This window comes from Methylocapsa palsarum (assembly GCF_900114285.1).
Taxonomy (GTDB): Bacteria; Pseudomonadota; Alphaproteobacteria; order Rhizobiales; family Beijerinckiaceae; genus Methylocapsa; species Methylocapsa palsarum.
This window is the reverse complement of sequence record NZ_FOSN01000015.1, coordinates 1-18,619: the sequence shown is the minus strand read 5'-3', so window position 1 is coordinate 18,619 and position 18,619 is coordinate 1. Positions and strand designations below refer to the sequence as shown.

Here is an 18,619-nt window from a genome sequence, read left to right as displayed (position 1 = left end):
CCGCGGCGGCGAGTCGAAACCGGCTCAGATGCCCCAGCGCCGGACGAACCAGGTTTTCACGAGGTGCGTCAGTACGGCGTAGGACAAAAGAAATCCGGCGATGAAAAACCAGTAAAGAGTCGGCAAGGGCGTGAATTTGAGCGCCTCCCGGCTCCAGGCCATGTTGGGCAGGGCGACGCCGATGGCGCAGACGATCAGCGACGTCGTGATCAGGGCGCCGCTGGCGCGGCTCTGGATGAAGGGGATCCTGGCGGTTCGGATGATGTGAATGATGAGCGTCTGCGTCAGCAGGGATTCGACGAACCAGCCGGTCTGGAACAGCGTCGGATTGGCCCAGCTGTCGAAGACATAAAGCATGAGGAAAAACGTGGCGTAGTCGAAGATCGAGCTGATCGGACCGATGAAAATCATGAACTTGAAGATATTGCCGATGTCCCATTTGCGAGGGGCCACGAGATATTCCGCGTCGACATTGTCGGTCGGAATCGCGGTTTGCGAAAAATCGTAAAGCAGATTGTTGGTCAGCACCTGAATGGGGAGCATTGGCAGAAACGGCAGGAACATGCTGGCGCCGAGGACGCTGAACATGTTGCCGAAGTTCGAGCTCCCGCCCATCTTGATGTATTTGGTGATGTTGCAGAAAACCTTGCGTCCCTCGATGACGCCTTCCTGAAGCACCATCAGGCTCTTCTCGAGCAAGATGATGTCGGCCGATTCCTTGGCGATGTCGACGGCCGTATCGACTGAAACGCCGACGTCGGCGGCCTTCAGCGCCGGGCTGTCGTTGATGCCGTCGCCGAGAAAGCCGACGACGTGGCCGCTGGCGTGAAGCGCGCGGATCACACGCGCCTTTTGCGCCGGAGTCACCTTGGCGAACACGGCGGCGGTTTCGGCGAGCCCGGCCAACGCCGGCTCACTCAGCTTTTCGATCTCGGCGCCAAGGACGATGCGGCCGACGTCAAAACCGACCTCGCGGCAGATCTTGCGGGTGATGATTTCATTGTCGCCGGTGAGGATCTTGACCGATACGCCGGATTGGTTCAGCGCGGCGATGGCGGGGCGCGCGGTTTCTTTCGGCGGGTCGAGAAAGGCGATGTAGCCGAGCAGCGTCAGATCGCTCTCGTCGGCGATCGAAAAGCCCTGGCTGAGATCGGGAATTTCCTTGTAGGCGACGGCGACGACGCGAAAGCCGTCCTCGTTCAGCTCTTTTGTTTCCGCCTGCGCCTGGGCCAGATGGCTCGAGTCAAGAAACCCGCAACTGTCATTCAGCTCGTAACGCCTGCAGACGGAAAAAACCTCCTCCACGGCGCCCTTGCAAATGAGGACGTGCGAGCCGTCCTCGCGCGACAGAACCACAGAAAGGCGGCGCCGGACAAAGTCGAACGGGATTTCGTCCACTTTTTCATAGCGGTGCTTCAAATGCAGGTTCTTGCCGATGTCGGCGTGCTCGAGCACCGCGATGTCGAGCAGGTTTTTCAGACCCGACTGATAATGACTGTTCAGATAGGCGAATTCCAGAACCCGTTCGCTCTCGTCGCCGCGAATGTCGAGAGAACGCTTTAGGATGATGCGGTCCTGCGTCAGCGTTCCCGTCTTGTCGGTGCACAAGACATCCATCGCGCCGAAATTCTGGATGGCCTGCAGCCGCTTGACGATGACGCGCTTCTTCGACATCGCGATCCCGCCCTTGGCGAGGTTCACGGTGACGATCATCGGCAGCATTTCCGGCGTGAGGCCCACCGCGACCGCGACGGCGAACAAGAGGGCCTCGAACCAGTCGCCTTTGGTGATTCCATTGATCAGGAACACCGCCGGGACCATCACGGCCATGAATTTGATCATCAGCCACGTGAAGCGATTGACGCCCTGATCGAAACTCGTCAGCTCGCGTTTTCCGGCGATCTCGTCGGCGAGCTGGCCAAAGAAAGTCCTTCTTCCGGTATGGGCGATCACGCCCGTCCCGAAGCCGCTGACGACGCTCGCTCCCATGAAGCAGAAGTTCGCCAATTCGAACGGATCGGCGATGTCGCCGGCATGCGTCGCCGCCGACTTTTCGGAGGGCATGGCCTCGCCGGTGAGCGCAGCCTGATTGACGAAAAGGTCCTTGGCGCTGAGCAGACGGAGATCGGCGGGGATCATGTCGCCGGCGGAAAGCCGCACGATATCGCCGGGAACGAGCTCCTCCATGGGTATTTCACCGAACCCGCCGGATTCGTCTCCGTCCGCCGGGACGAATCCGCGCCGCTTGACGCTGGCCATTGTCTTGACCATGGCGCGCAGCTTCGCAGCGGCGTCATTGGAGCGGTGTTCCTGGACAAAGGCGGTGGAAATCGCGAGCGCGACCATCAGCACGATGACGACGGCGGCCCGAAGATCGCCGAGCGCGTAGGACACGGCGGCGAGCGAAAGCAGCAGCGCGTTCAAAGGACTGCTGGCGCAGCCCCAGAGTTCTTTCAGAACGCTATGGCGGCTCTCCCTGGCGATCAGATTGGGGCCGACCAACGCCAGTTTCGCCCGGGCCTCGGCGGGGTCAAGACCCTCCGGACGGGTCTGCAGCAATGTCCAGATCGCGCCCGGATCGGCGCGGCTGATGGCGAGAACTTCGCGCGACAAAGCGAGGTCCGCTCCGTCCGCCGCGGCATGGGCCTTGCGCGGGACATGTTCGACCGTCATGAGCCGCGCCAATCCTTGGTGTTCCGCCGCTTATATCGCTCATCTTCGCTCGCGGCAGGCGAGGGATCAGTCCATTGATCAGGCGCCAAACCCCAGCGCCAAACCCAAGCGATCGCCGCGGAGCTCTCGCGCTACCGCAGCGCCTTTTCGATTTCAGGGAAAATCGTGTCGCGGTAGGCCTCTTCGCTCATCGGTCCGACGAACCTGTAAACAATTTTCCCGTCTCCTTTTATGACGAAGGTTTCGGGAACGCCGTAAACGCCCAGATCGATCGCGGCGCGTCCGCTCCGGTCGTCTCCGACCAGCGCATAGGGATCGCCGTCCTCGCCGAGGAACCGGCGGATATTGGCGGGTTCGTCCTTGTAGGCGATTCCGGCGATGCGCACGCCGAGGCTCGCGAGTTTCGCGTCCTTTGACAGCCGCAGGATCGTGTCATGCTCCTGATGACAGGGCACGCACCAGGAGGCGAAAATATTCAAGATGGTGACGCGGCCCGCTCGAAGGTCCGCGCTCGACAATCCGGGTTTGTCCGAAAGGCCCGCGATCGGCTGCAACGCGAATTCCGGAACCTGTTTGCCGATCAGCGCCGAGGGCAGGCGCGACGCGTCGCCCGCAAACAGCCGGAACAGAAACAGAATGACCAGAAAACCGAACAGAAGCAGAGGAACATAGACCAGAAACGAGCGGCGCTGAGCTTCTTTTGTTTCGCTAACGTCCATCGGGGGGCCGGCCTGCGTCATGTTCGGGGAGAGCTTTCGCCGGCGTTGTTTGCGCCCTGCGCGGGGCGGGGCCCATCCGGGCTTCGATCGGCGTCCGCGCCTGGCGCAAACTTCTGGAGCGCGCGCTTGAGGTTCGCGTAATCCTTCATGACCGCGGCCGTCATTCCTCCCACGACGAGGAACCCGACGAGATAGGCCGCGACGACGAAGCCAAAATGCGGATCCTCTGTCAACGCGCCGTTTCCAGGGAGGGTGGCGTGGATCGCAATGAAACTTCGTCGGCGTCCGCGGCCAGGATCGAGAGACGGCGCAGGCGACGCCTCAAAATCTCGTTCCGGATCGCCATGAGATGAAGCGTCGCAAACAAAAAAGTAAACGCCGCCGCCATGACGACGAGCGGCCACAGCATCGAGGCCGAGATCGAGGGGCCGCCGATGCGAAAAACCGACGCCGGCTGGTGCAAGGTGTTCCACCATTCCACCGAAAACTTGATGATCGGAATGTTTACGGCGCCGACCAGGGTGAAAATGGCGGCCGCCCGCGCGGCCTTGCCCTGGTCTTCGATGGTCCGCCAGAGCGCCAGCAGGCCGAGATAGATCAAAAACAGCACCAGGACGGAGGTCAGCCTCGCGTCCCAGACCCACCACGCTCCCCACATCGGCTTGCCCCAGAGCGAACCTGTGACGAGACAAAGGAAGGTGAACCCTGCTCCAAGAGGCGCGGCCGCCTTCTGGGCGGCGTCAGCGAGCGGGTGGCGCCAGACGAGCGTGCCGAGCGCCGCCGCCGTCATGTCCATATACACAAAAAGAGCAAGCCAGGCCGCGGGGACGTGGAGATACATGATCCGGACCGTCTCGCCCTGCTGATAATCGGCGGGCGCGACAAAAAAAGCGAGATAAAGGCCTACCGTCAGAAGAACGCAGGTCAGCGCCGCCAAACCCGGGATAAGGACGCGGGCGAGACGGAGAAAGTTCGTCGGGTTGGCGTAGTTGCCCATGAAAGTCATCTAGGCCGACGCGTCCGCGAACTCAATCCCAATCCTGCCCGATCCCCCGCGCAAAGCGGCGAAATTTCAAGGCGAGCGCGGACCGCGTCTCTCCGGTCGCTGGAGCATATTCCGATTGGAGTGAATCACTCCAATCGACAAGAATACGCTCAAGCTTTTGACTCTGGAGCGATTTCTGATCGATCGCATGACTGCATGCGATCGGAAAGCGCTCTAATCAGGAGGGCGTTTGGTCAGAGCGGCGGAACCACGCGGTAATAGAGGCCGTTCGCGCCGTAATAGGGTTGATACCAGGTTCCGGCGCAGACATAATAATTGGCTCCGTTGACATATTGGTACGGGCAGCCGGCGGGAACTGTCGCGACGAGGGCGCCGATCGCGACGGCGGACGCCGCGGCCGCGACGCCGACGGCCGCAGCGCCGCAGCCCCAGCATCCGCCGCCATAATAGCTGTTAACGACGGTCGGCCCGTGGAATCCTCCGCCGTAATATCCGCCCGCGTGCCAGCCGTCTCCGTGCCAGGTGCCGGCGGCGCCGCCGGCATGATAAACGTCGCCGTCATGGACGGCGGTTCCGTGCCAGCCGTCGCCCGCGACGCCGCCCGCATGCCAGGCCGTGCCCCCGCCCGTCACGCCGCCCGCATGCCAGCCGCCATCGACGCCGCCCGCGTGCCAGGCGCCTCCGCCTCCGCCAAATCCGCCGGCGTGGAAGCCGCCGCCGCCGCCGAAACCGCCTCCGCGGAAGGCGTCAGCGGTCTGCGGCGCGGTCATTGCGAAAGAAAGGGTCAGCAAGGCTGCGCCGGTGAGCAGAGTGCGGTTCATGTTTCAACCCTCAATGTCGAGCTTGACGTCCAGCATAAATAAAGCGTCGCCGTCGCGGCGCGTACGGGTCAAGGCTTCTTTGCGGAACTGGCTTCCTCCGGCCGGGCGAAAGGAATTTCCTTGGTCTTCGGCGTCCGCCTGGCGGCGAAGGTTTCCTTGGCGACGGAGCCGTTGAGCTTCCAGTTCGAGAACTCGACCATGTGACGCGGTCTGTCGCCCGCCTCTGCGGCGCTCGCCCAGATCAGGCGGGGCAGTTTGTCCTGCTCTCCGATCCAGATCTGCAAATGGACGTGTTCGTCCGAGATAGAAACGACGTCGGTGGTCACGCCGCCGACAAGTTTCGACTTGCCGATCACGAATGCGCTCGTCAATCCATTGGTCAAGGCTTTGTACGGATCGGAAACAAGAAAATCGACGAAGGGAAAATAGATGCCGGCCTTTTGGTACATCTTCTCGAGCATTTCATCGAGATTGCCCGGAACGTTCGCGACCGCGATCAAATCTTCGCTCGGCCGGAAAACAGCGACCGTCGAGCCGTCGAAATAGAACTCGGATGGAGCGCCGTCGCCCGGAACGATGACGCGGAGCTTGTTCGGGCGCGCGAGCAGCACCTCTGAACGGTTGTAGTAAAACAGCGGCTGTCCATTGCGGGCGGGAACGTCGAACGCTCCGAGCGCATGGAAGGAGATGGTTTTCGCCGCAGCCAGCTTTTCGCTCGTCGCCTTGAGTATGGAAAGAGCGGCCGGGTCGACGGCGGGATGCGACGTGTCGCCGGACTGCGGCGCCGGCGTAGATTCGGCCGTGGCGGGCGTCGCGGCGACGGCGCAAGCGAACGCAGAGGCAAAAAATAAGACCGCAACCTTTTTCATGATGGCTCCAGCGCCCGAATGCTTAAAGAATCATCTTCTTTGCTCTTCTAAAGAGCTTTTCAAGGAGTGTAAACGATCCGGCTGGCGCGAGCCCGCCCGTCATTCGCTCATCTGACGCAATGCGGCGGCGGCGGCGATCGGCGCGCCGACAAGGGCGAAAAGCGTCAGCGCGCACTCGATCAAAAACGGCGTTGCAAACGGGATCATCGATCCGGGCGCCGCTCCCGCCGCGGCGGTTCCGAAGATTAGCACGGGGACGCAGAGAGGCAGGATCAGCACTGAGAGCAAAAGCCCGCCGCGCCTCAGGCTGACGGTGAGCGCGGCTCCGATCGCTCCGATCAAGGTCAGCGCCGGAGTTCCCGCAAGCAGGGAAAGCGTGAGGCTCCCGAGTTCGTTTGCGGGCAGGGCCAGCATCAATCCAAAGAAAGGCGCGGCGGCGACGAGAGGCAGTCCCGTGAGCGCCCAGTGAGCGAGACATTTGGTCAGAACGATCAGTTCGAGCGGGGTTCCGCTCAAAAGAAAAAGATCGAGCGAACCGTCCTCGAAATCAGCCTGAAACAACCGGTCGAGACCGAGAAGACAAGCCAGCAATGCGCCGATCCAGAGCATCGCCGGGGCGATTTTGGCGAGGAGAGCGAGGTCCGGACCGACGGCGATGGGCGTCAGGGTCACGAGAATCAGAAAAAACACGACGCCGAGCGGGCCGCCGCCGCCGATGCGCTGGCCGATTTTCAATTCGCGGATGAACAGCGCTCGAAGCGGGGCCATGATCGGGGATTCTGTCATCTTGGCGCGCGCGCCACCGCCTGACGTCACGTCGCCGCTCCGAGCCGGAGTTCGCGTCCCGCCAGTTCCAGCCGCGCGTGGGTCGCCGCGACGATCATGCCGCCCGCCGAGAGGTGAGCCGCCATGACCGTCTCCATAGCCTGCTGGGCCGCGGCGTCGAGCGCATTCGACGGTTCGTCGAGGAGCCAGACCGGCCGCAGGGCGATGCGCAGTTTTGCCAGCGAGGCGCGCCGCTTCTGCCCGGCCGAAAGATAGGCGGCCGGAAGATCCGCCAGAGGCACGAGGCCGACTTCGGCGAGCGCGTCTTCGACCGAAAGGCCGCCTTGTCCTGATCGCAGCAGGGCGCCGAAGAAACTCAGGTTTTCGGCGACGGTCAACGCGCCTTTCAAGGCGTCGGCATGCCCGATGTAATGGATGTTCTCGGCGATCGAATCCTCAAGCAGCGGCGTGAGCGAGACCTCGCCGCCCCGGAGTGGCAGAAATCCTGCTAATGCTCGAAGGAGCGTCGATTTTCCAGCCCCGTTGCGTCCTGTCACGATCAAACTTTCGCCGCTCTGGATCGCGAAGGACACATTGGAGAAAACGATCCGGCCGCCGCGTTCGACCGCCAGCTCCGATGCCTCAAGACGCATGATGAATGACCAAGGATTAAGCGAAATGGTTCGATGCGAGATTGTCTATCATGCGTGTAGCTCTCCGCGCAGAATCTATTTATAACGCAAGACGTTTCCCTCCTCCCGATCCGGTACGCAGGACGATTGCATGGCCTCTCTCGACAGTTTCAAAAGCCGCAAGAAGCTCACCGTAGGCCGCAAGACCTACCATTATTTCTCGCTGAAGGCAGCTGAGAAGAACGGGCTTCCCGGCATATCGCAGCTGCCGTTTTCGATGAAGGTCCTGCTCGAAAATCTGCTGCGGTTCGAGGATGGCCGCTCGGTCGTCAAGGAGGATATCGAGGCCGTCGCCGCCTGGCTCGTCAACAAGGGCAAGACGGAGCGGGAAATCGCGTTCAGGCCAAGCCGCGTCCTGATGCAGGATTTCACCGGCGTTCCCGCCGTCGTCGATCTCGCGGCGATGCGCGACGCGATGACGAGTCTTGGGGGCGATCCGCAGAAGATCAATCCGCTCGTCCCGGTCGATCTCGTCATCGATCATTCCGTGATCGTCGACGCCGCCGGCAGCAGCAAGGCGTTCAAGACCAACGTCGATCTCGAATACAGCCGCAACGGCGAGCGCTACCGCTTCCTGAAGTGGGGGCAGGGATCGTTCGACAATTTCCGTGTCGTGCCGCCCGGAACCGGCATTTGCCATCAGGTCAACCTCGAATACCTCGCCCAGACGGTCTGGACCCGTAAGGAAAAATTTGCGGCCCGAGGCAAGAAGCCGGAGACCGTCGAGGTCGCCTATCCCGATTCTCTGGTCGGCACCGATTCGCATACGACCATGGTCAACGGGCTCTCGGTTCTGGGCTGGGGCGTCGGCGGCATCGAAGCCGAGGCGTGCATGCTGGGCCAGCCGCTTTCAATGCTGTTGCCGGAAGTGGTCGGCTTCAAGCTGACCGGCAAGCTTCCCGTGGGCATCACGGCGACCGATCTGGTCCTGACCGTCACCCAGATGCTGCGGCAGAAGGGCGTCGTCGGAAAATTCGTCGAGTTCTACGGCTCCGGCCTCAATTATCTTTCGCTCGCGGATCGTGCGACGATTGCGAACATGGCGCCCGAATATGGCGCGACCTGCGGATTTTTTCCCGTCGATTCCGAAACGATCGCCTATCTGACGACGTCGGCGCGCACGCCGGCGAGAGTCGCTCTCGTCGAGGCCTTCGCCAGGGCGCAGGGGCTCTACCGGACAAAAAACTCGCCCGATCCAGTCTTCACCGAAACTCTCGAACTCGATCTCGCCTCGGTCGCGCCCTCAATGGCGGGTCCGAAGCGGCCGGAAGGGCGAATTCCGCTCGGCTCGGTCGGCGCGGGCTTCAAAAACGCGCTGGAGACCGAATATAAAAAGCCTGGCGCATCGGGCCAGCGCTTCAAGGTCGCGGGCAAGAATTTCGATCTCGGCCACGGCGATGTGGTGATCGCGGCGATCACCTCCTGCACCAACACGTCGAATCCGAGCGTCCTCATCGGCGCGGGCCTGCTCGCCCGCAACGCCGTCGCCAAGGGCATCAGCGTTAAGCCCTGGGTCAAGACCTCGCTGGCGCCCGGGAGCCAGGTCGTCGCCGAATATCTGGCCGCGTCGGGTTTGCAAAAGTCCCTCGACAAGCTCGGTTTCAATCTGATCGGCTTCGGCTGCACCACCTGTATCGGAAACTCCGGCCCGCTCGCCCCGGAAATTTCGAAAACGATCAACGACAATGGAATCGTCGCCTCGGCGGTCCTGTCCGGCAACCGCAATTTCGAGGGCCGCATCAGCCCCGACGTGCAGGCGAATTACCTCGCCTCGCCGCCGCTCGTCGTCGCCCACGCGCTTGCGGGCACTGTCGCCATCGACCTTGAGACCGATCCGCTCGGCCACGACAAGAAGGGCAATCCCGTCTACCTCAGGGACATCTGGCCCGAGGACGAGGAAATCGCCGCCCTGATCGAGGAATTCGTGACCAAGAAGGTTTTCAAATCCCGCTACGCCAATGTGTTCGACGGCGATGTGAACTGGCGCAAGGTCAGGGTTCCCGTCGGCGAAACCTATTCCTGGGACATCGGCTCGACCTATGTCCGCAATCCCCCCTATTTCGAGGGGATCAAGATGGAGCCGGAGCCGATCACGGACATCGAAAACGCGCGCATTCTGGCGCTTTTCGGCGACAAGATCACCACCGACCATATTTCTCCGGCGGGCTCGATCAAGGGCGCGTCTCCAGCCGGCAAGTACCTGCTGGAGCGGCAGGTTTCGCAGGCGGACTTCAACCAGTACGGCACGCGGCGCGGCAACCATGAAATCATGATGCGCGGCACCTTCGCCAATATCCGGATCAAGAACTTCATCCTTCAGAAGGATGATCTGAGCGTGCCGGAAGGCGGCCTCACCAAGCATTGGCCCGACGGCGAACAGATGTCGATCTTCGACGCGGCGATGAAATACAAGGACGAAGGAACGCCCCTCGTCGTGTTCGCCGGAGCCGAATACGGCAACGGCTCGTCACGGGACTGGGCGGCCAAAGGCACGCGGCTGCTTGGCGTGCGCGCCGTGATCGCCGAATCCTTCGAGCGTATCCATCGCTCCAATCTCGTCGGCATGGGCGTTCTGCCGCTGACCTTCGAGCCCGGAGTCACCTGGGCGAGCCTGAAGCTCAAGGGCGACGAGCAGGTGACGATCCACGGCCTCAGCCAGGGACTGAAGCCGCGCCAGATGATGGAAGCGGAAATCAAATATTCGGACGGGAGCGTGAAAAAGGTGCCGCTGCGCTGCCGCATCGCGACGCTCGACGAACTCGAGTATTTCAATAATGGCGGCATCCTTCATTACGTGCTGCGCCAGCTCGCGGCGGCGTAGGGCCGGGTTTGTTCAGGGGGAACGGGCTCAATCGCTGAGCTTGAGCGCGTTCCTCCCCAAACAAACAGCTCAGTCTATTTTTCCAAAGGATCGCGACTATGGGCTTCAGTCGTCGGCGTGCATTTGCATGCGGCATTGGCGCGGCCGTCTCCACGCTCGCTCTTTCACGAGCGCATGCCGAATTTGACGGGCCGATTGCGCAGTTTATCGAGGGCGGCGAGGAATTCTGGATAGCATCCGACGCCTATATTTACGGCTACCCGCTCGTCACGATGGAAATGACGCGCCGGGTGATGACCAATGCGGCGGCAGTGGAAGGCACGCACGGCCCGATGGGCCACTTCATCAAGCTTCGCCAGTATCCCGATGCGTCCTTTCACGATGTGACGGCGCCGAACTCGGACACCCTTTACACGATGGCCTGGCTCGATGTTGGCAAGGAGCCATGGGTTCTGAATCTTCCGGACATGAAGGACCGTTACTTCCTCTTCCCGATGCTTGATGGCTGGACCAATGTTTTTCAGGCCCCCGGCAAGCGAACGACCGGCGACGGGGCGCAGACCTACGCGATCACAGGTCCCGGCTGGAAAGGCGCGCTGCCAGCGGGGGTCAAGGAATATAAGTCGGCGACCAACCTCGTCTGGCTCTTGGGGCGCATCTACTGCACCGGCACGCCGGAGGATTATGCCGCGGTCCATGCAGTGCAGGACCAATGCGCGCTCACGCCGCTGAGCTCCTATGGCAAGCCTTATGCCCCGCCCGCGGGGACGGTCGATCCCGCCGTAGATATGAAGACGGCGGTGCGCGACCAGGTCAACGCCCTGGACGCCGTGGACTATTTCACGCTGCTGGCGCAACTGATGAAAAGCAACCCGCCCGCAGCCGCGGACGCGCCGGAGCTCGCAAAGTTCGCAAAGATTGGACTGGTCGCGGGGAAGGACTTCGACGCAAGCAAGCTCAATGCTGATTTCGTCAAGCGCATTCCGCAGGTCAGCTTTGACCGCATCATGCTTCAGTTCAAGGTCGGCAAGTCGGTGAAGAACGTCAACGGCTGGATGTTCGATACCGAGACGGGAATTTATGGAACCGACTATCTCAACCGCGCCTTCGTTACAGCGATCGGTTTGGGCGCGAACCGGCCGCAAGACGCCGTATATCCGACCTCTCTCAAGGATTCCGAGGGCGACGCCTATGAGGGGAAAAATAAGTACGTCATGCACTTCCCCAAGGGCCAGCTGCCGCCGGTGAACGGCTTTTGGTCGATTACGATGTATGACGCGAATTATTTCTTCGTCGCCAACCCGATCAATCGCTACGCGATCAGCGCGAGGCAGAACCTCAAGACCAATGCGGATGGTTCAATCGACCTCTATATTCAGAATGAATCCCCAGGCGCCGAGAAGGAAAACAACTGGCTTCCCGCTCCAACAGGCAAGTTCGTCCTCATGCTGCGAATGTATTGGCCGAAGGAACATTCGCCGTCGATCCTCAACGGGACGTGGATAATCCCGGTGGCGAAACAGGCGCATTGAGAAGAGCCAGCGAGCCGGAGCCGGCCGGCTTTTTCAGGGCCGGATGACGCGGATGACGCCGCGCGGTTTCGCCGTCGCGCGGCTATTCCTATACCCGCGGCGTTATGCATCATCCGCCGCGCCAGTTGGCGGGGCGTCGCCTTCGAGCGGCGCCCGAAAGGCGGGCTTCCGATTGTCCGCGCCTTTCGCCGCGCCGGCACGGCGTTTCATAGCAATCAATCCGATGCTCGTGGCCGATGATCGCGCTTGGCGGCGATCCTGCTTTTCGATATTGACGGTCAGCGTGAATTGCGACGTTTTGCGCGCGAAACCGCCAATCATTGCGGCCAATCAAACACGGCGATCAAAAACATGTCGATCATTAAGCTTTTTGTTCTCCCCGGCGACGGCATCGGCCCCGAGGTCATGGCCGAGGTCGAGAAAATCGTCGCCTGGCTGAACAGCGAAGGCGTTGCGCGATTCGAAATCGAGAAGGGCCTCGTCGGCGGGGCGGCGTTTGACGCCCATGGCGCGGCGATCAGCGAGGCCGACATGGCGCGCGCCAAAGCCGCGGACGCTGTTCTGCTCGCGGCCGTCGGCGGCCCTAAATGGGATGGCGTTCCCTATGACGTTCGTCCCGAGGCGGGCCTGCTGCGGCTGCGCAAGGACCTCGCGCTTTTCGCCAATCTCCGGCCGGCGATCTGCTATCCCGCGCTCGCCGACGCGTCGTCGTTGAAGAGGGAGATCGTCGAAGGCCTCGACCTGATGATCGTCCGCGAATTGACCGGCGGCGTCTATTTCGGCGAGCCGAAGCAGATCATCGACCTCGGCAACGGCCAGAAACGGGCGATCGACACGCAGGTCTACGACACCTACGAAATCGAGCGGATCGGACGCGTCGCCTTCGATCTGGCGCGCAAACGCCGCAACAAGGTGACGTCGTCCGAAAAGCGGAACGTGATGAAATCCGGGCTTCTCTGGCATGAGGTCATTTCCGCCCTTCACGTTCGCGAGTACCCCGACGTCGAGCTTGAGCACCAGCTTGCCGACGCCCTCGGCATGCAGCTCGTCCGGCGCCCCAAGCAATTCGACGTGATCGTCACCGACAATCTGTTCGGCGACATGCTGTCGGATGTCGCTTCGATGCTGACAGGCTCGCTCGGGATGTTGCCGTCGGCGTCGCTGGGCGAAAAAGACCCCGCGAGCGAATCGCGCAAAGCCCTTTACGAGCCCGTTCACGGTTCGGCGCCCGACATCGCGGGCAAAGGGATGGCCAATCCGATCGCCATGATCGGCTCGCTTGCCATGGCGTTGCGCTATTCATTTGAGATGGGCGAACTCGCGGACCGGATCGAACGCGCCATTTCGCTCGTGCTTGAGAAAGGGCTTCGGACCGCAGATATTGCGGGCGGAGCGAAACAGATCCTATCGACGGCGCAGATGGGCGACGCCGTGCTCGCCGAGCTCAAGGCTGCGCACAGCTAGAGCATATTCCGATCGGATTGAATCAATCCAATCGAGAAGAATATGCTCAAGCCTTTGACTCTGGAGCGATTTCTGATCGATCGCATGACTTCATGCGATCGGAAAGCGCTTTAACTTGAGCAGCAGGGGAGCGTCCGAACATCGTTCCGACGCTCCCCATTCCGACGTTCTCCGTGGCGGTCAGGTTTCGTTGCGGTCAGGCTTCCGTTTTGGTCAGACGCCGCCGGAAAACGCTGGCGATGCGCCGGGCGCGATTGAAAAAGTGATCAGCGTCGGGCGCGGTGCTGAGGCCGGTGCGCCGGACGACGTCCGCGGAGAGCATGACGGGCGGAAGATTTATCACGAGACCGCCTTGTTCCTCGCGGGACCATCCGCGGAACACATCAAGCGCCGACGCAAAGTCGAACGTTTCGATGGACTTCTGATCCGGCCCGATGGCTGAGGGCGCGTGCATCACGAGCCCGATTCCGGCCCCGATCATGTCCTCGACATTGTCGATGCGGTCGTCGATCAGCGCCATGCGGTCTCTTTTGAGGCCATAACGGCGCTCCACTTCCGGAAGAATCAGGCTTTTTCGGAGGCCGCCCCGCAACAGGCGTCCCACGCGTCGGTGCCTGAAGCCGGAAAGGAACAGATCCTCGGCCGCCATGAGTCCGGAGAGAATTGGCTTCTGCAGCCCCGCCGCGGCCAGAATCCGGCGCGCCTCGGCTCTTGAGCGATGGGTGAGGACGACCACCGGCGCGTCGAGCCGGGCGATCTGGTCCGCAATGGAACTGTGGAGCGCGAGTATTTCAAGCTGCTCGCAAAGCGGCGGGCCGCTCTCCAGAACAACCACGCCGTCCAGATCGAGGAGGAGAAGATGGCTGTTCAAAGCCATTGCTCGATCTTCCTCTGTTTCAGCCAATTGAGATAGGCCGGCCAGTACTCGCTATTGTTCGACCAGGGGTACCATTGAATATTGCGATGAAGATAAACTTCCGGACGCCGCTCCATAGAGCCGTCTTTTTCGGTCCAGCAGAGCACCGCCATCGAGACCTTTCCCGCGCCCTGCGCCTTCAGCCGGTCGGCGACATAGATGATGGAGTTTCCGGTGACGGTGCAATCATCGATGACGACGACGTTCAACCCGGCGACATCCCGGCCGAATGAATCTTCCGCGACCTCCAGTTTGCTATAGCGGTTCTGAAACTTGCCCCACAACGTCTTCAGCGGCCCGAACAGGATCCATGAGGACGGAATGGGGATGAACTCCTTGATCTTGAGGAGCCGGCGCTTGTACCTGCTCCCCTCCCGCCGGACCTGTACGATATGGGAGGGCGCTCCTAACTCGTCGCTGCAGAGGCTCGTCGTCATCAGGGCCCCGTTGGCGATCCCGACAAGGAGATCAGGCTGGCCGACTGTTTCCTTGATGCGTCGGGCGAGCAGCCTCGACAGGTTCTCGGCTTCCTCGATCGTCATGTGAAGGGTATGATTTGGGGCGCGAATGTACTTTTCGTCCAGAGCATTCATCGCGTCTAGATCCTGCATCCATTTGCTCCTGTGCTTGAACAAGCCTCAAGGATGGGGAGGTCCGCACCCGCCCCGGAATTCGAGCGTTTCGTTGAGCGCCGGGCAGGCGAGCGCGCCACTTTATACGCCAAGCTAGCGTTATCAGGCGTGATATTTTGTGCAACGCGAAAAATGGGAGCGCGCAAGGCAAAGCCTGCCCAAGGAGAAAGGCGGCCTCCGCCAGAAAGTCTCAGCCAAGAAGGTCCGTCTCCGCCAGGAAACCCGCTTGCGCCAGGGCCCGCCTGCGCCAAAGGGTCTGAACGGCGGAAAGCCGCGTTGCGGACAACGCGGCTTCGAAGCCTTCTCGGCAATTGTCTTTTCGCTCAATCATTAGAGAGCTTGCGATCAAGCAATGGCTTGAGACGGGCGCTCCAAGCCATCGCCCGGACGGCGATCAGGCGATCAGTCGAGCCTCGGTGTTTCAAACTCCAGAACCGGCTGAGGGCGCCCCGGCACCTCGAGCGGACGCGGAAGCTCCGCGTTGCCGTATTTCGAGCGCGCGTAGTTCTGGTCGGACGTCTGAACGAAGACCGTGTTCGCCGTTACGTAATTCGACATGCTGCCAACCGGAACGACCGGTCCCGGATCGAGAAAGCTGCGTCGGTTGACGGTCAGCGGAGGCCTCTCATCCGAATATTGCTGGGCCAGTGTCTGGCGATAATGGCGCTGCGGCTTGGTCTGAGCCGTTGCGGTCACGGTCATGGCGGCTAACGCCGCGGCGGCGACACTGAGCGAAATTGATTTACCGAACATGAGAAAATCCTTTGCTATCACCTGTCACAACGCAATGGTCGCGCTTTGGTTCAATCGAATTGCCAAAAAATCGCGAGAGGCCGACTTAACCCAAAGGATGACCCGGCTTTACCGTCGGAAAAACTGGTTCAGCGCGCTGCGAGCGGGCTCCCGCGCCCGCAAGCGGGATCGCGTCGGGACGGTCTCGCGAAAAGCCTGTCAAACTCGCGATTTTCGGTCGGAGCTGCGAGGACGAGGCGGTCGATCAGGCAGGCGAGCGCGGCTCGGGACATCAGCTTCGCGCCGGTCGAGGCGTCCCCCCCGCACGTAAAGCCGGTGATCCGCAGGTTTGGCGCTTCGGCCGCGAAACGGAACCCGAGGCAGGGCGTCTCGACCGCGCCGGTCCGGATCAGATTAAGGTCGGCGACCTCGAAATTTCCAAACCGCGTCGTCATCGCCGCCGGCTGGGTGAATTTCGCGATCGCATGCCCCATTTCGGCGGCCCTTCGGGCGAGATCGACGAAGAAGGTCGCAGCGGGCGCGATTTCGTCTCCGACCTTGTAAATCATCAGGCGAAAGAACGGCGAGACGCCCTTCGCGTCCCCGAAAATCCACATGTCCTGCCGCCCGCCGCCGGTTCGATGCCGCCTGGCTTCCCGGAGACTTGGTTCTCTGAGGAACTCGGGGGCGTCGAGTCGGAACATGTCTGGAACCGGCGCGAGTTCCACCCATGCCGGAGGCGGCGGCGAAGGGGCTGAGGGAACGGCGCCGCCGGTCGAGGCGCGATCCAGCGCGCCGCTCATGATCGCCGCCGCGAGGGTAAGCCCCGCGCCGCTCACGAGGAGCAGACGGAAAGCGAAACTCCTTGACCTTTTCGCCCGCGACGGGGGCAAAGAGCGGGCGTCAAAACCGCTCTCGAAGCCGCCCCTTTCGAGGATGTCCGCGACAAATAAAGGCGTCTGGAAGGTCATGCCGCCACGTCCGATCACCGCGCCCCGCGAGCGCAAAAGACTTCGACACAATCTATGCCGCGAACCTTGCGCGGGTCCTTAACCAGCTGCGGCGATTGCAAACAGCCTGAACGCGGCCTTTACGGAAAAGCTTCCCGTTAAGAACCGCGCGCTTTGGCGTTAAGCATGATTCCCTCTGGCGAGACGACAACCCGCGCGTTGCGGCATGGAGTTGCATGGCTTATTCAGGTCAAAACTGATTGTTGGTTAAGCCAACCTGGACGGCCGGGAGGCCGGAGGGAGAACAAAATGGGTTACAAGGTCGCCGTCGTCGGCGCGACAGGCAATGTCGGGCGCGAAATGCTGGATATTCTCGCGGAGCGCCGCTTTCCGGCCGACGAAGTCGTCGCGCTCGCCTCCTCGCGCTCGCTTGGAACGGAGGTCTCGTTCGGCGACAAGATCTTGAAGTGCAAATCGCTAGAGACCTATGATTTCAGCGGCGTCGATATCTGCCTGATGTCTGCGGGCGGAGCCGTATCCAAGGAATGGTCGCCAAAAATCGGCGCCGCGGGCGCAGTCGTGATCGATAATTCGTCCGCGTGGCGCTATGATTCTGACGTTCCTCTCATCGTGCCCGAGGTCAACGCCGACGCTATTGTCGGATTTTCCAAAAGGAACATCATCGCCAACCCGAATTGCTCGACGGCGCAGCTTGTCGTCGCGCTGAAGCCCTTGCACGACAAGGCCAGGATTCTGCGGGTCGTGGTGTCGACCTATCAATCGGTGTCGGGCGCCGGAAAGGAGGCGATGGACGAGCTTTTCGCCCAGACCCGCGCGATCTTCGTGTCGGATTCCGTCGAAACCAAGAACTTTCCCAAGCGGATCGCCTTCAACGTCATTCCGGAAATCGACGTCTTCATGGAGGACGGCTTTACGAAGGAAGAATGGAAGATGATGGCCGAGACGAAGAAAATTCTGGATCCAAAGATCAAGCTCACCGCAACCTGCGTGCGGGTGCCCGTTTTCATCGGCCATTCCGAGGCGGTCAATATCGAGTTCGAAAATCCGATCAGCGCCGACGAAGCGCGCGACATTCTGCGTGAAGCCCCGGGCTGCCTTGTGATCGACAAGCGCGAACGCGGCGGCTACATCACGCCGCATGAGGCCGCCGGCGAGGACGCGACCTATATTTCCCGCATTCGTGAGGACGCCACGGTCGAGCACGGCCTCGTGCTCTGGGTTGTCGCAGACAATCTTCGCAAAGGCGCGGCCCTGAACGCGATCCAGATCGCGGAGGCGCTGATCAACCGCAAACTCATCGCGCCGAAAAAGAAGGCCGCGTAAACCCGAAAAATAGCGGTTTCATTCGTCCGGCTCCCACGGCGCCAAGAAACGGCTGTGCGCTCATTTGCGGACGGCGCGCGTTCCGGCCGCCGTGGAGAGCCTCGAACAGGCCTTCGCCTCAGGGCGGCGGTGAACTAGGCTTACGGCGGAGGCGCCTGCCTCGCCGCGGCGACTCGCGGCAGGCGTAAGTCGTCGCTACAGGCGTCCGCCAAGGTCGCTCCGCCGGAACAACTTCCCCCCTCCTGTTGATTAAAAACCAGTGCGAATGGCGCTTCGCGGCGCGTTTTGTATAGCAAATATGCGAAGTGCCTCCCGGATAATCTTGCCCTGTGTTGCATTTAAGTGTCGCCGAGAAGATCATTGCTGTTTCGAGCGCCAAACTAGAACAGTTCCACTTGATCCCCTTTGATTGCGTCAGCAATGTTGAAGCTGGCATCGGGCAATCAGTCGAGTCACAAGCCTCCGCCTGTAGTTTGAAGATCGCGGAATAAACAGCCGCATCGACTTTCTCGGTGGGAGCGAGGCTCGGGCAACGCGCCTCTGGCGGCGTGTGCTGGCGCCAACCGATCGAACACTAGGAGCACAGACATGTCTAAAATGCGCAAATTTTTGGCTTTGCAGGCGCTGTGCGCTGGCATGGCCCTCCTGCCGGGGGGACAGGCGGCCTTGGCCGCCGACGTCGC

The 18,619-nt window shown here is 61.4% G+C and carries 16 protein-coding genes; 4 read left to right on the top strand and 12 right to left on the bottom strand.

The window, feature by feature from the left end:
• Positions 1-24: 24 nt before the first annotated feature.
• From mgtA to ccmA, 8 genes are all read right to left on the bottom strand, one after another.
• Positions 25-2,673: a magnesium-translocating P-type ATPase gene (mgtA, locus tag BM177_RS14885; protein WP_091685078.1), complete on the bottom strand. Its 2,649-nt coding sequence runs from the start codon at positions 2,671-2,673 to the stop codon at positions 25-27.
• 131 nt (positions 2,674-2,804) lie between these two features.
• On the bottom strand, positions 2,805-3,392 hold the full coding sequence (locus tag BM177_RS14880) for a DsbE family thiol:disulfide interchange protein (RefSeq protein WP_091685217.1): 588 nt from the start codon (positions 3,390-3,392) through the stop codon (positions 2,805-2,807).
• A gap of 17 nt (positions 3,393-3,409) precedes the next feature.
• Complete coding sequence (locus BM177_RS20100) at positions 3,410-3,625, bottom strand: heme exporter protein CcmD (RefSeq protein WP_175492627.1); 216 nt, start codon at positions 3,623-3,625, stop codon at positions 3,410-3,412.
• Positions 3,622-4,398, bottom strand: a complete 777-nt coding sequence (locus tag BM177_RS14870; RefSeq protein ID WP_091685076.1) for a heme ABC transporter permease — start codon at positions 4,396-4,398, stop codon at positions 3,622-3,624. Before BM177_RS14870 ends, BM177_RS20100 begins: the two co-directional genes overlap by 4 nt.
• 233 nt (positions 4,399-4,631) lie before the next feature.
• Positions 4,632-5,219: a hypothetical protein gene (locus tag BM177_RS14865; protein WP_139223646.1), complete on the bottom strand. Its 588-nt coding sequence runs from the start codon at positions 5,217-5,219 to the stop codon at positions 4,632-4,634.
• Positions 5,220-5,287: 68 nt separating this feature from the next.
• Positions 5,288-6,088 carry a DUF2092 domain-containing protein gene (locus tag BM177_RS14855; protein ID WP_091685072.1) on the bottom strand — a complete coding sequence of 267 codons (801 nt, stop codon included), beginning with the start codon at positions 6,086-6,088 and terminating at the stop codon, positions 5,288-5,290.
• Between the two features lie 99 nt (positions 6,089-6,187).
• Positions 6,188-6,874 carry a heme exporter protein CcmB gene (gene ccmB, locus BM177_RS14850; protein WP_091685216.1) on the bottom strand — a complete coding sequence of 229 codons (687 nt, stop codon included), beginning with the start codon at positions 6,872-6,874 and terminating at the stop codon, positions 6,188-6,190.
• Between the two features lie 26 nt (positions 6,875-6,900).
• Positions 6,901-7,506, bottom strand: a complete 606-nt coding sequence (gene ccmA, locus BM177_RS14845) for a heme ABC exporter ATP-binding protein CcmA (protein ID WP_091685069.1) — start codon at positions 7,504-7,506, stop codon at positions 6,901-6,903.
• Between the two features lie 130 nt (positions 7,507-7,636).
• Between ccmA and acnA the strand changes: the two genes are divergently transcribed.
• The 3 genes from acnA (at position 7,637) to leuB (ending at position 13,362) form a co-directional block, all read left to right on the top strand.
• Positions 7,637-10,366 carry an aconitate hydratase AcnA gene (gene acnA, locus BM177_RS14840; RefSeq protein ID WP_091685067.1) on the top strand — a complete coding sequence of 910 codons (2,730 nt, stop codon included), beginning with the start codon at positions 7,637-7,639 and terminating at the stop codon, positions 10,364-10,366.
• A 98-nt stretch (positions 10,367-10,464) separates the two neighbouring features.
• Positions 10,465-11,898: a DUF1254 domain-containing protein gene (locus tag BM177_RS14835; RefSeq protein ID WP_091685064.1), complete on the top strand. Its 1,434-nt coding sequence runs from the start codon at positions 10,465-10,467 to the stop codon at positions 11,896-11,898.
• A 351-nt stretch (positions 11,899-12,249) separates the two neighbouring features.
• A complete protein-coding gene (gene leuB / locus BM177_RS14825; protein ID WP_091685059.1) occupies positions 12,250-13,362 on the top strand; it encodes a 3-isopropylmalate dehydrogenase in 1,113 nt (370 codons plus the stop codon).
• A 196-nt stretch (positions 13,363-13,558) separates the two neighbouring features.
• On the opposite strand, the gene BM177_RS14820 is transcribed toward leuB, so the two are convergent.
• The 4 genes from BM177_RS14820 to BM177_RS14800 form a co-directional block, all read right to left on the bottom strand.
• Positions 13,559-14,239, bottom strand: coding sequence for a hypothetical protein (locus BM177_RS14820; RefSeq protein WP_091685057.1), 681 nt, complete (start codon positions 14,237-14,239; stop codon positions 13,559-13,561).
• Entirely contained in the window at positions 14,230-14,889 is a 660-nt protein-coding gene (locus tag BM177_RS14815; RefSeq protein WP_139223645.1) for a phosphoribosyltransferase, read from the bottom strand. The genes BM177_RS14820 and BM177_RS14815 overlap by 10 nt, the downstream gene beginning before the upstream one ends.
• Before the next feature lie 423 nt (positions 14,890-15,312).
• The gene (locus tag BM177_RS14805) at positions 15,313-15,663 is read right to left on the bottom strand and encodes a hypothetical protein (RefSeq protein WP_091685049.1); all 351 of its coding nucleotides are present in this window, start codon (positions 15,661-15,663) and stop codon (positions 15,313-15,315) included.
• A gap of 128 nt (positions 15,664-15,791) precedes the next feature.
• Positions 15,792-16,613, bottom strand: coding sequence for a hypothetical protein (locus BM177_RS14800; RefSeq protein WP_139223644.1), 822 nt, complete (start codon positions 16,611-16,613; stop codon positions 15,792-15,794).
• A gap of 288 nt (positions 16,614-16,901) precedes the next feature.
• Here BM177_RS14800 and BM177_RS14795 point away from each other — a divergent pair, with 288 nt between their 5' ends.
• Entirely contained in the window at positions 16,902-17,936 is a 1,035-nt protein-coding gene (locus tag BM177_RS14795) for an aspartate-semialdehyde dehydrogenase (RefSeq protein ID WP_091685214.1), read from the top strand.
• Positions 17,937-18,619 lie beyond the last annotated feature (683 nt).

Excerpts from the sequence above, each read along its gene's own strand:
- BM177_RS14870 (WP_091685076.1), bottom strand. The coding sequence starts at position 4,398 with ATGACTTTCATGGGCAACTACGCCAACCCGACGAACTTTCTCCGTCTC.
- BM177_RS14795 (WP_091685214.1), top strand. The coding sequence starts at position 16,902 with ATGGGTTACAAGGTCGCCGTCGTCGGCGCGACAGGCAATGTCGGGCGC.
- mgtA (WP_091685078.1), bottom strand. The coding sequence starts at position 2,673 with ATGACGGTCGAACATGTCCCGCGCAAGGCCCATGCCGCGGCGGACGGA.
- ccmA (WP_091685069.1), bottom strand. The coding sequence starts at position 7,506 with ATGCGTCTTGAGGCATCGGAGCTGGCGGTCGAACGCGGCGGCCGGATC.
- BM177_RS14835 (WP_091685064.1), top strand. The coding sequence starts at position 10,465 with ATGGGCTTCAGTCGTCGGCGTGCATTTGCATGCGGCATTGGCGCGGCC.
- acnA (WP_091685067.1), top strand. The coding sequence starts at position 7,637 with ATGGCCTCTCTCGACAGTTTCAAAAGCCGCAAGAAGCTCACCGTAGGC.
- BM177_RS14805 (WP_091685049.1), bottom strand. The coding sequence starts at position 15,663 with ATGTTCGGTAAATCAATTTCGCTCAGTGTCGCCGCCGCGGCGTTAGCC.
- BM177_RS14800 (WP_139223644.1), bottom strand. The coding sequence starts at position 16,613 with ATGACCTTCCAGACGCCTTTATTTGTCGCGGACATCCTCGAAAGGGGC.
- leuB (WP_091685059.1), top strand. The coding sequence starts at position 12,250 with ATGTCGATCATTAAGCTTTTTGTTCTCCCCGGCGACGGCATCGGCCCC.
- BM177_RS14820 (WP_091685057.1), bottom strand. The coding sequence starts at position 14,239 with ATGGCTTTGAACAGCCATCTTCTCCTCCTCGATCTGGACGGCGTGGTT.
- BM177_RS14865 (WP_139223646.1), bottom strand. The coding sequence starts at position 5,219 with ATGAACCGCACTCTGCTCACCGGCGCAGCCTTGCTGACCCTTTCTTTC.
- BM177_RS14815 (WP_139223645.1), bottom strand. The coding sequence starts at position 14,889 with ATGCAGGATCTAGACGCGATGAATGCTCTGGACGAAAAGTACATTCGC.
- BM177_RS14855 (WP_091685072.1), bottom strand. The coding sequence starts at position 6,088 with ATGAAAAAGGTTGCGGTCTTATTTTTTGCCTCTGCGTTCGCTTGCGCC.
- ccmB (WP_091685216.1), bottom strand. The coding sequence starts at position 6,874 with ATGACAGAATCCCCGATCATGGCCCCGCTTCGAGCGCTGTTCATCCGC.
- BM177_RS14880 (WP_091685217.1), bottom strand. The coding sequence starts at position 3,392 with ATGGACGTTAGCGAAACAAAAGAAGCTCAGCGCCGCTCGTTTCTGGTC.